Source organism: Acidiferrobacterales bacterium (assembly GCA_028820695.1).
GTDB lineage: Bacteria > Pseudomonadota > Gammaproteobacteria > Arenicellales > JAJDZL01 > JAJDZL01.
Map to the genome: position 1 here is coordinate 1 of JAPPIB010000038.1, position 16,120 is coordinate 16,120.

The window sequence follows — 16,120 nt, forward strand, 5'->3', positions numbered from 1 at the left end:
TATACCGGCAGGGCTTTTCTTGTTTTTGACTTGTCTAAAGAGATTTCAGGGTTGTGTGCGACTCAGGGCGGCTTTTTATTCACATCATGAAGTCAGCTCAAACAAAAATCCGCCCTGGCTTGCAGCGGGTCTCAACAAACCATTCCTGTGCAGTTCTATTGTCTGGGAATCTGTCTGGCAATTCCACGGACATTATGCCTTTCCGATAATGCTTTCCAGGTGCTTTTCTTGTCACCGACTGATCATATTGAGTTGCTGACACGCTTGTTCGTCAATTTAGAGGGTACCCAGTCCAGTTTGATGGAATCATCTTCTCGAATTTATCGCTGATTGACGCAAAGTGCACAGAAATGGCTTGGAACATCGACTCAAGCCAACGTCCGTAAAACTCAAGTCAGGCCGCTGCAGCGGTTCAACTACCGAAACTGACTGCATCCTCAGCGACGGGCATCCCCTGCAATCCATCTCGGCACATCCCCGCAATTTCCACATTCTGATATGTTTGTCCGTATCCATCGTCGGGCCGGAAATACACCGGAATGAAATTCGCCATTCTGGATCTTGTCAGCCCGGAAGAAGGCTCAATCACGTTCTCGACCAACACCTTGACCCGGTGACCGACAAAACGACGGAGAGTCTTGCTGCGGATCTCCCGGCTCTCATACCGAAGCAGTTGCGCTCGCTGTTTTCGTATCTCGTGTGGAACTTGCCTTGGTATGCGCGCTGCCGGCGTACCGTCCCGTTCGGAATAGGCGAAGATATGCGGGTAAGAGACTTCAAGCTCATGCAACGCGCGCCGTGTTCGTTCAAAGTCATCATCAGACTCGGTTGGAAATCCGACCATGACATCCGCCGAGATCACCAGGTCCGGACGTGTCCTGTACATCGCCTCGGCTGCGTGGAACACATCCTCGGGAGTGTATCGTCTTTTCATCCGCTTGAGGATGATCGGCGACATGCTCTGCAACGAAAGATGCAGATGCGGGCATACATTGCCAAACTCATCGAATACCGATATCAGATCAGAACTGACATGCGCCGGGTCAATGGAACTCAGGCGGAATCTGAGGTCCGGGTGCCGGGTGGCCAGTTCCCGTAACAGCGACGAAAGCGAAAGTTCCGCGCCCAAACCGGCAGACAGATCGGTTCCGTAGGCTCCGAGATCAATTCCACAGACAACGACTTCGCGAAATCCCTGACGGACATATCGTTCCACTTGTCGGGTAACTGTCGTCGGCAGGACCGATCGGCTGGCACCCCTTGCCTCATGGATAATGCAGAACGTACAGCCGTTATCGCATCCTTGCTGAACCTGGAGATAGGCGCGCGTCCTGGATTCAAATCCGGCCACTGCTTCGATCGGCATTGAGGCTGCACGATCACTGCTGGTTGCGGGTATCGGCTGCCCTGACTTGAGTGTCCGCGAGATGATCTCAGGAATTCTCAGTTTTTCAGTTCCGGGCACGACAAGATCAACACCTTCAATCTCAGCGCATTTTTCCCGTTGCATCTCAGCATAGCAACCGGTAACCACGATGGTTGCATCCGGATTATTCCTGATCGCCCGCCGGATGACCTGACGTGACTGGCGGTCCGCCTCCCTGGTTACGGTACAGGTGTTGATGACACAAAGATCTGCCGGTCCGTCACCGGCCCGATTCCAATCGTCCGACTGTAACTGATGATAGATATACTCAGATTCGAAAAGATTGACCTTGCAACCCAGCGTCTCAATTGAAACCGAAGGTGAATTGGTTTCGTTGGGGACTGTCATCGGATCAGGCGGGCAAACCGGTCGCTTGGCGGGATGTCGTGGAATTCGTTCAGCGCAGATCCGAACCGCAATCCGCCGAAAAGCCGCAACAGTGATTCAGAAGATCGACAAAACCTCAGTCGACCGTAAAACTCTCGCCGCAACCGCACTGTGCGCTGACGTTGGGATTCTGGAACACAAACGATTCGGCAAGTTCCTGTTTCGTGAAATGTATGGTAGTTCCGTCGATCAGTTCGAAACTGTCGGGATCGACATAAACCTGGATTCCCTGACTGCTGAAAACATGATCATCGGCGTTTGCTTCCGACGTGATATCCACCACATAGGCGAATCCAGAGCATCCTGTCTTTCGAACGCCGAAGCGCAAGGCATTGCCGTCTCCCTTGTCCAGGTAGGTACGGATCCGATCTGCTGCGGTTTGTGTCAGTGTAATCGCCATGCTGTGTCCCAGTAGTGACCTGTGCGGTCACATGTGTGTCGATTTTTAGTTTTCAATGCGTGGAATTGTATATCACCCACTGCCAACTGTTCAAATCACTCGGCATCCACGGGTGCGATTGGAAGTCAAGCACGGGTTTGTTGCATTGCTCAGGGCATTTGACGTTCGGTCAAAAAACCATGACGCAGTGCGGGCACCGGCATCTGTCACCTGCGAGGTGATCACCACCTCGCTTTGAGTTCCAGTCCGAGTGCGTCATCCGGTGCCTCATTGTCACCGAGCGTGCGGGTGGCCTTCACCCCAAGATGCAGCTCAGATGCGCCATACCTGCCTGCCTCGTACCTGAGCGTGAGCAAAGCCCGAGTGCCGAGGCAGGCTTTGGATCATACTGTGCCGAGACTTCCGCATTCCAGCGCTTGAGCCCCTTGTCCTCATGAGAGATGACGGTGCGCCCGGAAAGCCCGAGCGACAGTCCCCGCATGCGGGTCTGCAGGGTGAACGATTATGGTCTCCCGTCTCGCAAGCCAAGACCTGACGGCATTTTCCAACTCAGCCATTTTGCTGATGAGATTTTTCGCCTTGCGAGACTGCAAGAGTTCGTCAGCGTCTGCATACAGAGCTTCTTTTGCGGCAATTGACACCTTGGGGTGATTCCATGACTTTCAGACATTGAACCCGCCCTGCATCCAATCCACTTGGAAACTGATCTTCCGTTTTTGCCAAATTGGTCACAATCATGCGGTTTTCAGTCGGATCTGGTCTTGCCCTGCGCTGCTTTCTTGCCGACGGATTTCAGAAAGCCCCTCAAGATATTGACTTCATCCTCAGTCAGTCCGGGCCTTAGGAATATTCGCCGGATTTTTCGTTTTAGGATGTCGCGCGGGTTGCCGGCTATGAATTCAACATTCTCCATGACCTCAAACAGATGTTCGAAGAATCCCTGCACCTGCTTTCGGGTTGCCATTGTGTCTTCCTTCCGTTTCGGTTCAGGGTTGACGGATCCGGCATCGTCGACGAGATTGTCCAGCTGAATGCACCGCAATTCATACAACAGGATCAGGACCGAGCCGGCGAGATTGATCGAGGGTGCGGTGTCACTGACCGGAATCCGTACCAGCACATCGCACTGATCGATCTGGCTGTTGGAAAGACCGGCTCGTTCGGGACCGAAAACCAAGGCCGCCTGACCGCCGTGTTCACTGACTTCGGCGACCTGTGCCATCGCCGCCCGGGGTGACAGGTTCGGCCAGCCAATGGTCCGCAGCCGGGCACTTGTACCGATGACGAATGAACAGTCCGCGATCGCCTCCGCCAGGGACTCGAACTCCTTGGCGCTGGCGAGTATCCCTTCGTTCTTCGCAGACCGTACTCTCGCCTCCTCCACTCGAAAGTCGACCGGGCGTACCATGCACAGGTCGGACACACCCATGTTTCCCATGGCACGGGCAACCGCTCCGATATTGCCCGGATGGGTTGGCTCTACAAGAACGACTCGAACAGTCACCTTGCTGATCAGCCGTGCGATTCGGTCAGCGCAGGATAAAGGGATTCGGCAACTGTGTCGCGGTCGACAACCATACGCTCTTGACCTGCAGATAGTCGCGAATCGCCGCGACGCCGCTTTCGCGTCCAAGTCCGCTTCTCTTCATGCCGCCAAACGGCATCATATAACTGAATGCGCGATAGGTATTGACCCAGACCGTACCGGCCCTGAGCGCCTTGGTGAATCTCATCGCACGACGGATATCCGTCGTCCAGACACCGGCCGCCAGGCCATAGACGACATCGTTGCCGATCCTGATGGCCTCCTCCTCGTCCTTGAACCTGATCACCGACAGTACCGGTCCAAACACTTCTTCCTGCGCAATCCGCATCTCATTGCTGACACCAGTGAAAATAGTGGGCTCGACGAACTGACCGCCTCCGGAACCCGGCACCTGGCAGGGATTGCCGCCGAACACCAGTTGCGCACCTTCCTGCTTGGCAATTTCGATATAGGAAAGCACCTTGTCGAACTGCTGTTTGGTTGTTATGGGACCCACGTGCGTGCCGGCATCCATGGGATCACCCATCCTGGCGGACTTCGCAAGCTCGAGCAGTCGGTCCAGAAACTCGTCGTGGATGCTATCCTGTACCAACAGCCTGGAACCGGCCACACAGGTCTGCCCGGTTGCCGCGAAGATTCCGGAGACCGCGCCCTTGACGGCCATGTCCAGATCGGCATCCTCAAAAACTATGTTGGGAGACTTGCCACCGAGTTCAAGCGACACGTGCTTGATGTTGCGCGCTGCGTTCTCATAGATTTTCTGACCGGAGAGATCTGATCCTGTGAATGTGATCTTGGCGACGTCCGGATGGTCAACAAGTGCGGCACCGACATCAGCTCCGTAGCCGCTGATGACATTGAACACCCCATCTGGGAATCCCGCCTGTCTGACAAGCTCGGCATATTCCAATGTACTGGCGGAAGTGAACTCTGAGGGTTTGACAACAACTGTATTGCCGGCCGCGAGTGCAGGCGCGCATTTCCAAGCGACAAAAAGGAGCGGGGAATTCCAGGCGGTGATTGCAGCGACCACGCCAAGCGGCTCGTACATCGTGTACGAAAAGGCATCCTTCTTGTCGATCGGCATGATCGAACCCTCAATCTTATCGGCGAGACCGCCGAAGTAGTACCACCACTCGGGATGGTACAGCATCTGTGCCTTCATCTCCGAAAACAGCTTGCCGTTGTCCCTGACTTCAAGTTCCGCCAGCCGATCCGCATTGTCGAGAACCAGGTCGCCCAATTTGCGCATCAGCTTGCCTCGCTGACTTGCACTCATCGCAGACCATTCAGGATTCTCAAATGCCCGCTTGGCAGCCCCGACAGCCCGGTTCACGTCATCGATATTTCCTTTGGGGACTCTCGCCCAGATTTCGCCGGAGTACGGATTCTCACTCTCGATCCATTCGCCACTTGATGAGTCCGTATATTGCCCATCGATAAATAACTGATATGTTTGCATTCGTCCTAACCTATTGTCTGATCGATCACGCCGCAGGCTGCACATGATCTTGTACTGAAATCACGCGTACCAAGGTGCCGTGAATCATATAGAATAACTACTCAGTTTGTGTCCCGGATGCTGATCAATAAACCAGTCTGCCTTGGTGTCCGAAAATCACATCCAATCCACGCCGGACTGAAAGCCTTTCATCTTCGCTGAATCTGACGGCCGGGTCTACAGAGAGTGAAAAATTATATTGTATCTGTCAGACTGACCGACGCACACCTGAGCCCAAAATGCATCCACTGGTAAACATCGCCGTCAAGGCCGCGCGACTCGCCGGCAAGACGATCATGCACAAATCGTATCGCGTCGATCAGCTGCGATACAACGCCAAGGGTGCGCGGGACTATGTCAGCGAAGTGGATCTCAAGGCTCAGCAGCAGATTGTGGAAACCATCCGCGAGGCTTATCCCGGTCATGCAATCATCGCCGAGGAACAGTTTTCCGCTCCCGGCAAGAATTACGAATGGATCATTGATCCGCTTGATGGCACTTTCAACTTTCTCAAGGGTGTGCCGCAGTTCTGTGTCTCAATCGCGATACGAAGTCCGAGACAGGTCGAGCACGCAGTGGTCTACGACCCGGTGCACGAAGAACTGTATACAGCATCAAGGGGGTCGGGCGCACAGCTGAATGATCGCAGAGTTCGCGTCAGCAACACCAGCAATCTGGCAGAAACGCTGATTGGAACAGGATTTCCCTTTCGGGATGATGACAACCTGGATCTTTGGACCGCAATATTCCGGCAACTGGCAAAGAAAACTTCAGGAATTCGCCGACCGGGTTCCGCCGCGCTGGATCTGGCCGCGGTCGCTTGTGGACGATTCGATGGTTTCTGGGAGTCCGGGCTGAATCTTTGGGACATCGCGGCAGGCACGCTCCTGGTGCAGGAGTCCGGGGGCATGGTATCGGACTTTATGGGGAACCAGAATTTTCTCGAAACAGGTATGGTAGTCGCAGGCAACTCCCATATTTTTGACGATCTGATCAAAATTGTTCGACAGGAAACACAACTACAGCAAACTGACGCTTGAAGTCCCATCATCAATCACTCCGATGATGCAGCAGTATCTGCGTATAAAGGCAGATTATCCGGACACGCTCCTGTTTTACCGCATGGGCGACTTCTACGAGCTGTTTTACGAAGATGCAGTGCAGGCTGCCAAACTGCTGGACATCACCCTGACCAGTCGCAACAAGAACTCAGAACACCCGATCAAGATGGCTGGTGTGCCCCACCACAGCGTCGATCAATACATTCAGAAACTGATCAAGCTCTCCGTACCGGTGGCAATCTGTGAGCAGGTCGGCAACCCCGCAGCAACCAAGGGAGTCGTCGAACGAAAGGTTGTCCGGGTGGTTACGCCTGGCACCCTGACTGACGAGAAGTTTCTCGACGCGCGGACTGAAAATCTGATCATGGCGGTTCATGAGGTCGACGGCCGACAGGCCATGGCCGTACTTGAAATTTCAAGCGGACGCTTTTGGGCCAAGGACATTGCGGACAGCGATACTGCTCACAGCGAAGTCAATCAGCTTCGACCGGCGGAAATTCTGGTCGCAGACTCAGGCTCGCTGACAGGACAGTTACCCGAAGACCGTGTTCAGGAAGTTCCCGACTGGTATTTCAGTTACGAACGATCCACCGAACTTCTGAAAGCGCAATACGGCGTGGACAAACTTTCGGCATTTGATTGCGATCAGCATCCTATCGCAACCACAGTGGCGGGTGCATTGCTTCAGTACGCCATTGATGTCTACGGCTCCGACCTGCCCCATATTCAGGCACTAAAGTTCGAGACATCGGATGAGTTTCTGATCCTTGACGACTGCAGCTGGCGCAACCTGGAAGTCGAGAGAACCCTGTCAGGCGAAACCAAGAACAGCCTGATCGACCTTTACGACAGGTGCTGCACTGCCATGGGCGCCCGTATGCTTCGACGCTGGTTTCGCAAGCCGGTGCGCGATCGCCTGGAGGTCCAAAGACGACATGTGATCGTCGAGCACCTGCTTGAACGCAACATCTGCGAGCCGTTGCGGACAGACCTCCGGGGGATCGCCGATGTGGAGCGAATCAGCTCCAGGGTTGCGACCAGGTCTGCCCGACCTGTCGATCTGGTCCGATTGAAAGAGTCATTGCAGTACATTCCGGTACTGGTGGAACTCATCGACGCAAAAGACTGCCCGGAGGCGGTCGCACTGTGTGAGGCGATGGACGCCCTTGATGAGATATCGGAACTGATCGCACGGGCGATTCGCGACGAACCCGCTGCAACCATCCGCGACGGCGGTGTGATCCGGCACGGCTACGATGCCGAACTCGACGAGTTGTTCACACTGCGCGAGGACTCCGGACAGCAATTGGCCGAGATGGAGATACACGAACGCAATCGCAGCGGAATCCGCAATCTGAGAATTCAGTACAACCGGGTGCACGGGTACTACATCGAGGTGCCGCGGCAGGCGAGCGATCAGGTGCCAGAGGACTATATCCGACGGCAGACGCTGAAGAACAACGAAAGGTTTACCCTCCCCCGACTCTCCGAGTTCGAATCAACGATACTCGGCACAAAGGAAAAGTCCCTGGCGCGGGAGAAATTGCTTTATGAGCAGTTGCTGGAACACCTCCAGCCATTTGTTTTCAGAATGCAGGGCACAGCTGATTCACTCGCGCAGCTCGACGTACTGTGCAATTTCGCCTACCTGTCCATGACCGATTCGCTGCACAGGCCCACACTGGTGGAAGAACCGGGCATCTCAATTGATGGCGGCCGACATCCGATGGTGGAGGCAACCCAGAAAAATCCGTTTGTACCCAACGGTACTGAACTGGACCAGCAAAATCGCCTGCTGCTGATCACGGGTCCGAACATGGGAGGGAAAAGTACCTATATGCGGCAGACAGCAGTCATTGTTCTTTTGTCCTATACCGGCTGTTATGTTCCCGCACGATCGGCAACAATCGGTCCGATTGATCGGATATTCACGCGCATCGGCGCATCGGACGACCTCAGCGCAGGCAACTCAACGTTCATGGTCGAGATGACCGAAATGGCAACAATACTGCATCGGGCGACCCAGCAAAGCCTCGTGATTGTTGACGAGATCGGTCGCGGCACCAGCACCTTCGATGGATTGGCTCTGGCTTGGGCATGTGCGGACAACCTGCTGACAGATGTGCGGGCGTTGTGCATGTTTTCTACGCACTACTTTGAAATCACCGCACTGGCAGAAAGTTCTCCCGGGGCAAGTAACGTTCACCTTACTGCGGTGCAACACGACGGTAAGATTGTGTTTTTGTATGAAGTCAGACAGGGTGCTGCCAAGCAGAGTTATGGAATCCAGGTCGCGAGACTCGCAGGGGTGCCCAGCAAGGTGGTTTCCATGGCCAGCGAAAGACTTCAGCAACTGACCGAGTCCTCCGGCGATCGGGAACAAAAGTCCGCCACACCGTCACAGATGTCCCTGTTCGATTCCATGGCCCGTGATCTTCCACCGGTGCTGGAGAAGCTGCAACAGATCGATCCGGACGACCTGAGCCCGAAAGAAGCATTGGAAACTCTCTACCTGCTGAAACGGCTCGAGAAGAACTGACAGGCTGGACGCCTGTTGCTGGCCATGACTGTTGAGATTGACGGATATATTTCCCAATAAAGAACCAAGGCGGAAAATATTCAGATATTGAGTCTTGGAATTTGTGATAATTTGGCGCAATTCCTGCGATAAGACCAACAATATCCCTGATCAACCCGAGTCATGACATACATCGTTACTGAATCCTGCATAAAGTGCAAATACACTGACTGTGTGGAAGTGTGTCCGGTGGACTGCTTTCATGAGGGGCCGAACATGCTTGTGATCGACCCGGAAGAGTGCATTGATTGCAGTCTTTGCGAGCCAGAGTGTCCGGTCACTGCGATCTATGCGGAAGACGATGTGCCTGATGACCAGATGGACTTTCTGGAACTGAACGCTGAACTCAGCCTGATCTGGCCCGTCATCTCAAGTATCATCGAGGCACCACCGGATGCGGCTGAGTGGGAAGATGTCAAGGAAAAACGTCAATATCTGGAACGCTGAAAGATCAATTCCTCCTGGCTGAAACACCGGGAAGTCGAACGATGAGTGAGATCACCCAAAAAATCGCGGCAACCCTCTGGGCGCTTGGAACTGCGGGGGAAACGATTCCGTCCTTGCCGCAAGACTCAAGACCCCAATCTGAGGAACAGGGTCGCGAAGCCCAGCTTTTCTATCCCGGATTGGCCAACGACACCATCGGCGGATGGAAAATCGCCGCGACCAGTGCCGGTGGGCAGAAGCACATCGGAGTGAGCGGTCCGCTGGAAGGACCATATCTGTCCTCACACATCTATGGGCCGGAAGCGGTCGTGTCGATGACGGGCAACCACATGGCTGTCGCCGAAACGGAGTTTGCCTTCAAGTTCGCCCATGATCTGCCAAGCCGAAGTGAGCCGTACGACGTCGGGGAAGTTCTCGATGCGGTTGCAAGCCTTCATCCCAGCGTTGAGTTTCCGGATTCCAGGATCGGCGATTTCGCCAACGCAGGTGCTGCGGCATTGCTGGCTGACTGTGCCTGCTCTCGAGACTGGGTAATCGGACCTGCCACCGCGGTGGACTGGCGCGGAATGAATCTCGCACAGTCGCCGGCAAAGCTGATCATCGACGGTGAGGTCGCGGCAGAGGGTACCGGCGCCGATGCGCTCGGCGACCCACTTGCTGCGTTACAGTGGGTGGTGAACAGACTTTCCTCAAGAGGTATTGCGATCATGGCAGGGCAGGCGATCACGACCGGTGTATGCGGGCTGCCGAAGCCGATACGCGCGGGCAATCGAGTCACCGCGGATCTTGGCGTTTTCGGTACGGTATCAGCGCAGCTTGTCGACTGATCCGACGCCTGCGCAATGTGCGATGGATTCGTATTGCGCCCCCTGACTGTCCAAAACCGAACGAACCAGATCGACACGACTTACCGACCAACGCATTGGCTTGATTGGCTGATACAGTTTCCTGCGCACCTTGCGGGCCAAGGTAATATGCGGCACGAAGTTTCTCGATTTTCGACTGCCATCAGGCAGCCCTCCCCGTATTTTCGCAACCAGATCATCAAGCTGCTGACAGGGGTTTTCGGATCCTACCCACGCCACTTCGTTGCGCGGCCAAGATCCGACACAGTCAAATTCGATTGCAAAGGGAGGGAATCGAAGATCGCGTACAAACTGCCTTGCCGGTTCCACCTCTGCGGGCGGAACTTCGCCCAGAAACTGCAGTGTGATATGGAGATTGCGGGCTGGTACGAGTCGACCCAGTGTGGACAGTCCGAATTCGGTCTGAATGTCGACGAGCTGCTCGCGCACTTCATGATCCGGCCACAATGCGACGAAGAGTCGTTGCATCTCGGACTTATTCATGTGATTCGAGAAACCGGATCAACCCCTGCAATGCCTGCTCGACCGAAGACTCGCGGACCGCGCGACGATTGCCCTGAAGTCTGTGACGGACTGCGTTCGAATGACCATCGCGGCTTGCCCAGGCGATCCAGACCGTACCCACCGGCTTTTCAGCGCTTCCGCCGTCGGGGCCCGCAATACCAGTGACCGAGACAGCAACATCGGCACGGCTGGAGCGGATGCCGCCGATCGCCATCTGTTGTGCGACTTCACCACTCACGGCACCATGTTGCGCCAGTGTTTGTGCCTGCACCCCCACCAGTTCCTGCTTTGCGTCGTTGCTGTAGGTGACAAATCCACGTTCGAACCAGGTTGAGCTGCCTGCAATATCTGTCATTGCCTGTGCAATCCAGCCACCGGTACACGATTCGACGGTCGCAACTTTGAGTTTTCTGTCTCGCAGAGCTGCGCCGGCTTCAGCGGCCAAGCGGTGAATTTCTCTGCTCATGGCTGATCATCGAGTTATGGCTGTGGAAAGTATCCGGCATTGTCCTTGAATGCAATCCTGTCGGTGATCAGCTCACCTTCCGCCAATGTCGACTCGGAAGGTACGTCAAGCTTCTCTCCGTACGCCATCACAATCAGTCGGCGTTCGATTTGATCAATCAGAGTTTCCCGGACGAACTGTTCGAATTCCTGTCGCTTCAGGTTCTCAAGCGCCGCGACCAGTTCCTGATCATGGTTGAAATCAAAATCCTTTCGATCCAACGCATGCCAGTAACGGAGTGAACGTTCACTCAGTGTGGTGTCCTTGGCCTCAACCCGGCGGATCACGCCGGTTCGATAGGCTTCAAACTCCTCTTGCGAAAGATCCGTAACGCGCGAATCAAACTGGGCGAGAAACGATGAGATCGCCGCCTCCATCTGTTGCGGAGTGTTATCCGGTGACTGAATGGTGAAAATCAGCCCGGGCACCTCTCCAACTGGAACGACATCCGAAAACACCACATAGCCCAACTGCTGAATGGTGCGCAGCTGCGAAAAGAACGGCGTCTGAATCACGCTGCCAAGCAGCATGAAGTTGGCAACTTCGTGCACCGACCGATCCGAACCCTGCAGATAGACGATAATCGCCGAGTCGCTGTTCTCAATCTGGAACTGGTGGATATAGGGCCCGCCATCCGACGGCATTTTCAGAATTCGGCTTTTATCGACTTTGGTGACCTGTGCCCCGTCCAGTACTTCGGAAGTTATGATCCGACCCATCTGCTCAGCGGTTTCGCTGAGCACATTGCCATGTGACAGGGCGACCAAGTCAATCCTGTCCAAAACACTGTTCGAGAACGTTTGAAGATCGTCCAATGTCACCCGGTTCAGTACCGCAAGTTCCTGCTCATCGGTCCAACTCGGTTCAACAATGTATGAGTAGAATTCCGAGATGGCCCGCCGGTAGGCGCTGTCGCGTCGTGAGTTCTCTATGTCCCGGATCATGGTCGTTCGATGATTCTCGAACACTTCCGGATCGAATTCCGGATTCCTAACCACACGTACGATTTCCGCCAGCAGATCTGATTGCTTGTCATCGTAACCGGAAATTCGAATGCTGAATCCGCGCTGGTGCGTATACAGACTGTAATCAAGGCCAGCAATCGCCGCCGCGTACGTGAACTCAGTCAGCTGTTCATTGATCGCACTGACGAAAAGTGACATTAGAATGGAATCCTCCACGCTTCGCTTGGTCAGAGGTGTACGGAAGGTGACAAAGAAACTGGCACGCGGTACATCAAACGACGTGTCTGTCTGATGCCAAAGCTCGAAACCGGACTGCTCCAGAATTTTCTCTGGCATCTCCTGATTTTCAGCGATCTTCAAGTCGAGATTCTCGGGCAGGAATCTGTTGCGGGTCGGCAGCCAGTCAGCAGAATCCGCAATGTCACCATTCCATGACTCGACGAGTTCGCGCTGCAAGCCTGCAAACGAGAATTCGGTCCCGACATAGGGTGTCGCCTGGTCGGTGTGTGCGTCGTCGGACGACAGCACGACCAGAACATTCTGTGGTGTCATGCGGTCCAGGACATCGACAATCAGATCCGGGGCGAATCGCTCCACCAGATAGAACGCCGGAAGAATTTCATTAGGGGGGTACTTGTGCAACCTGCTTGCCAGACTGGTCACGAAGTCCCGCGGGCTGTCGACCTCACTGAAACGAAAACTGATTTCGTTGCTGGTCTGGATCTCCCGAAACCGCCATTCATTGATACCGCGCAACCTGACTTCCCGAACGTATTGAAAGACATATGCGCCGACTTTCTCCCAATTCTTGTAGCCGTCGGGTGTCAGTGATATTCGTACGGAAATGGCATGAGTGGTCAAGCCGATATCGGATGCGCTTGCAAACAGGCCGTCTGCCCAACCCTGATCTTTGAGTTGCGAGAGCAGACTCCCCGCGCTCTCATGTCCCAGGAGATGCGCAATATACGATTCGGGGCTTTCGCGCCAGTGTGGTTCGAGCGAGGGAACCGGAAACATAAAGTCGAGGGAGGGGTTGTTCTTCAGCGTCTTGATCTGGAGCAAGGCCGGCAGGACATCCGGCTCGAAAAGCGGTTGGGAAGCATGCAATGCCTCGGCATCGGTGTCCCTGACGTCGGAAAACATGCTCACTACCAGGTCTTCCAGCTCATCAAGCGGCTCGCGGCCTAAAACCACGAGGTTCATCAGATTGGCACTGTAGCGACGGTTATAGAAATCAATCAGTTCGGGGCCCAGATCGCCCTGCAGAGTCTCCGCCGTGCCGGTAAAGAATCCCCAAGAGGGATGCTCTGGATTGAAATTCGCCGTCAGCGCCGCCCAGCGTCTCACTGAGTCGCGCTGGGTACGCATCTCAAACTCCGCGTCAACAACGGCCCGCTCTCTTCCCAACTGTTCTTCCGGAAACAGGGGCGAGATGAAAAACTGGGCGAATCGATCCAGTGCCGGTGCGAAGAATTCAGGTTTGATACTGAAGTTGTAGTTGGTGATATCTATCGCGGTGTATGCATTGGTCATGCCGCCATGCTGTTCGATAAATTTTCGATAGCCATCGAGTTCGGGATATTTCTCGGTTCCCAGAAACAGCATGTGCTCAAGATAGTGAGCCATGCCCTCGCGACCTTCAGGGTCGTCCTGACCACCTACCTGGACGGCAAGTGCGGCAGCGGATTCATCTGTTTCGGAGTCGGAGATCAGCAATACCTGCAGTCGATTGTCAAGTTCAATTGGCCGGTATTCCCTGTGATCATTCGGGCTTTTCCTGAACTCGGCGTGAACCGCGAGCGGGAAAACAGCGATAAAGAGAACAAGACGAAGAAAGACAGGTGAAAGTTTCATAGATTCCAGTTTCCGGTTCGTTCCTGATGTGAAGGCGTAACTCCGAGAATGTCAGCAAAGTGAACTTGTCAAACGTCGTTGAGACAAGATCACCGAGGTGATCGGTTGTTCATCAAAAGAATACACCACTGTCCCGTTGATATTCAAAACGAGGGGTGCAACCAATCGATAATGTCAGTATAAAACGCAATCGTCACAACCCGTCAATCACCCCGCCACAGCCCACTGTCAATTCGGTATTTGCAAACAAGGTATCAGAGTCTTCTCAAAGGTCATGAATCACCTCCCCTGGTCACGAATCAACCGATGCGTACAACGCGATCAGGGCAATCGCAAGGTTCGATTATTTCTGAGTTCACAACAACAGTGCTGAATAGCGATCTCACAGCTTACGCAACGATCATTTCTACGGGAAAAAGAAAACTGTCTGTGCGCCCATGGTGAGAAATTGTACCATCTCGGTTTGCCCAATGGCATTTCGGAAAGTGACTTGATGGCAGGAGCGACGGGCTGGATTGCTACGGCGGAAGTTGTATTTTGTGGTGGCTTGCGATGAATCTGCAGGCATTTTCATCGCGCCATACCTGCGTGCAAATTGAACGAAGCCGCGGTGCGGTCTGTTCGCCATCCGAAAGTGCCAAACCGCAGATTTGGGTGCCCGCCATTATCACTGCACGCACTGCGATGTCGCCCATGTGCTCTACAACTCGTGCCGCAATCGCCACTGTCCGCAGTGCCAGGGCAAGGTTGCCCAACAGTGGCTTGAGAAGCAAAGTGCAAAAGACTTCAACTGCCAACGACCCTTAACGCTCAAGCCCGATAAGTTCGAGATAATTCTCAGGGTGAATGACTTGGAAGGAACTCTCGGGATACGCCTCGCGCATGCGCCACTCCACATAGCAGGCAAGCGTGCACAGGAATATGTGGGCCCGCACCCGGTCCTCGGTACGATGATGAACCGGACGAACCTTCAGGTTCCCCGTCAGGATGGTGCGAAAGGCACGTTCGACCTGACACAGACGCTTGTAGTGGCGGATACACCGGGCATCAATCCGGTGCGACCGGATCACCCGTGTAAAACGCCGCCGTATGCTGTGCCGCTGTGCGCGCTGCGTCGGGGTCCGTTCCTGCCGCTTCGGCCGCCCGGCCCCACGCCGCACAACTTCCGACGATGAGTGCCTTTCCGTCACGAGTCGTGTGGAACGTTGCTTCGTCCAGCTTAGGTTCGGTCGGCTGCGACAAATGCAGATCCAACCCCAGCAAGCCCATCTCCCAACCTACTCCGACGGCACCGGGACCAAACTTGTGCCAGTGGTCGGATTCCAGCACAGTGTGCGTAATCGCAAGGCGCGAACGGCCGGTACCATCACTGCACAGACGCGCCTCCACCCAGCTCACGTCATCGCCGAACTCCCACGTCAGTTTGAGATATGAGGGAGGCTCGCAGCGCCTAATCGTGCCGCTTGCGTTTCCCTCCAGTTGGTAACGACCGCCGAGTTCGAGCCGGCCGCTAACAGGCAGGAACCAGCGTGGGATTCGTTCCGCGGTTGTCACGGCGTCCCAGAGATCCTCCACTGTCGTCGCGTAGCTGCGAACGAGGGTGACCGCGCAAGCGGATTGGCCATCGCGCTCTAGGGATGACACTGTGCGTTCCATAGCGCCTAGGTGACGTTCAACATTCAACATCATGAATTCTCCGCTTGTGCACATGACTCAGCGCCACTTCCGATGAAAAGCCCTCATAAGTTGCGGTGCCGAATACTCAGAATTTCCAACTAAACGGTCAATTTGTGGAATGATTGGCGTCCCCACGGGGATTCGAACCCCGGTCGCCAGCGTGAAAGGCTGGTGTCCTAGACCTGACTAGACGATGGGGACGGACGCTTACAGCAAGAATGCGGATTATATCGATTTCGGCGAATCTGGTTGTAACTGATTCGCACTCCTGGAAGGTTGTCAGTATCCGTATGAAACTGAGGCAGTTCATTATAAATCAGGTTGTAACGCCATATCTGAAATGTTCACCACCCCCCTGAAATCTCTTTAGACAAGTCAAAAACAAGAAAAGCCCTGCCGGTAT

The 16,120-nt window shown here is 54.6% G+C and carries 16 protein-coding genes and 1 tRNA gene; 4 read left to right on the plus strand and 13 right to left on the minus strand.

Annotation, left to right across the window (positions count from 1 at the left end; translation table 11 throughout):
- Window positions 1-412: 412 nt before the first annotated feature.
- From mtaB to OXI60_05215, 6 genes are all read right to left on the minus strand, one after another.
- Window positions 413-1,774, minus strand: coding sequence for a tRNA (N(6)-L-threonylcarbamoyladenosine(37)-C(2))-methylthiotransferase MtaB (mtaB, locus tag OXI60_05190; GenBank protein ID MDE0309210.1), 1,362 nt, complete (start codon window positions 1,772-1,774; stop codon window positions 413-415).
- 115 nt (window positions 1,775-1,889) lie between these two features.
- On the minus strand, window positions 1,890-2,213 hold the full coding sequence (locus tag OXI60_05195) for an iron-sulfur cluster assembly accessory protein (protein MDE0309211.1): 324 nt from the start codon (window positions 2,211-2,213) through the stop codon (window positions 1,890-1,892).
- 221 nt (window positions 2,214-2,434) lie between these two features.
- Window positions 2,435-2,569, minus strand: coding sequence for a hypothetical protein (locus OXI60_05200; GenBank protein ID MDE0309212.1), 135 nt, complete (start codon window positions 2,567-2,569; stop codon window positions 2,435-2,437).
- Window positions 2,570-2,644: 75 nt separating this feature from the next.
- Entirely contained in the window at window positions 2,645-2,854 is a 210-nt protein-coding gene (locus OXI60_05205) for a hypothetical protein (protein MDE0309213.1), read from the minus strand.
- A gap of 104 nt (window positions 2,855-2,958) precedes the next feature.
- Window positions 2,959-3,717 (minus strand): RNA methyltransferase, encoded by a 759-nt coding sequence (locus OXI60_05210; GenBank protein ID MDE0309214.1) that lies wholly within the window; start codon window positions 3,715-3,717, stop codon window positions 2,959-2,961.
- A gap of 25 nt (window positions 3,718-3,742) precedes the next feature.
- Window positions 3,743-5,221 carry an aldehyde dehydrogenase gene (locus OXI60_05215; GenBank protein ID MDE0309215.1) on the minus strand — a complete coding sequence of 493 codons (1,479 nt, stop codon included), beginning with the start codon at window positions 5,219-5,221 and terminating at the stop codon, window positions 3,743-3,745.
- Between the two features lie 278 nt (window positions 5,222-5,499).
- Between OXI60_05215 and OXI60_05220 the strand changes: the two genes are divergently transcribed.
- The 4 genes from OXI60_05220 (at window position 5,500) to OXI60_05235 (ending at window position 10,173) form a co-directional block, all read left to right on the plus strand.
- Entirely contained in the window at window positions 5,500-6,300 is an 801-nt protein-coding gene (locus OXI60_05220; GenBank protein MDE0309216.1) for an inositol monophosphatase family protein, read from the plus strand.
- Window positions 6,260-8,860, plus strand: coding sequence for a DNA mismatch repair protein MutS (gene mutS, locus OXI60_05225; GenBank protein MDE0309217.1), 2,601 nt, complete (start codon window positions 6,260-6,262; stop codon window positions 8,858-8,860). The genes OXI60_05220 and mutS overlap by 41 nt, the downstream gene beginning before the upstream one ends.
- A 162-nt stretch (window positions 8,861-9,022) precedes the next feature.
- Window positions 9,023-9,346, plus strand: a complete 324-nt coding sequence (locus OXI60_05230) for a ferredoxin family protein (protein ID MDE0309218.1) — start codon at window positions 9,023-9,025, stop codon at window positions 9,344-9,346.
- 41 nt (window positions 9,347-9,387) lie between these two features.
- The gene (locus OXI60_05235; protein ID MDE0309219.1) at window positions 9,388-10,173 is read left to right on the plus strand and encodes a hypothetical protein; all 786 of its coding nucleotides are present in this window, start codon (window positions 9,388-9,390) and stop codon (window positions 10,171-10,173) included.
- On the opposite strand, the gene thpR is transcribed toward OXI60_05235, so the two are convergent.
- The 7 genes from thpR to OXI60_05270 form a co-directional block, all read right to left on the minus strand.
- Window positions 10,153-10,680 carry an RNA 2',3'-cyclic phosphodiesterase gene (gene thpR / locus OXI60_05240; protein MDE0309220.1) on the minus strand — a complete coding sequence of 176 codons (528 nt, stop codon included), beginning with the start codon at window positions 10,678-10,680 and terminating at the stop codon, window positions 10,153-10,155. The genes OXI60_05235 and thpR overlap by 21 nt on opposite strands.
- Window positions 10,681-10,687: 7 nt before the next feature.
- Window positions 10,688-11,182, minus strand: a complete 495-nt coding sequence (gene pncC, locus OXI60_05245; GenBank protein ID MDE0309221.1) for a nicotinamide-nucleotide amidase — start codon at window positions 11,180-11,182, stop codon at window positions 10,688-10,690.
- Window positions 11,183-11,196: 14 nt separating this feature from the next.
- The gene (locus OXI60_05250; protein ID MDE0309222.1) at window positions 11,197-14,040 is read right to left on the minus strand and encodes an insulinase family protein; all 2,844 of its coding nucleotides are present in this window, start codon (window positions 14,038-14,040) and stop codon (window positions 11,197-11,199) included.
- A 518-nt stretch (window positions 14,041-14,558) separates the two neighbouring features.
- Complete coding sequence (locus OXI60_05255; protein MDE0309223.1) at window positions 14,559-14,837, minus strand: hypothetical protein; 279 nt, start codon at window positions 14,835-14,837, stop codon at window positions 14,559-14,561.
- A gap of 6 nt (window positions 14,838-14,843) precedes the next feature.
- A complete protein-coding gene (locus tag OXI60_05260; GenBank protein ID MDE0309224.1) occupies window positions 14,844-15,110 on the minus strand; it encodes a hypothetical protein in 267 nt (88 codons plus the stop codon).
- On the minus strand, window positions 15,088-15,729 hold the full coding sequence (locus OXI60_05265; GenBank protein MDE0309225.1) for an SRPBCC family protein: 642 nt from the start codon (window positions 15,727-15,729) through the stop codon (window positions 15,088-15,090). Before OXI60_05265 ends, OXI60_05260 begins: the two co-directional genes overlap by 23 nt.
- A gap of 111 nt (window positions 15,730-15,840) precedes the next feature.
- Window positions 15,841-15,918 (minus strand) — tRNA-Glu (locus OXI60_05270).
- Window positions 15,919-16,120: the final 202 nt, after the last annotated feature.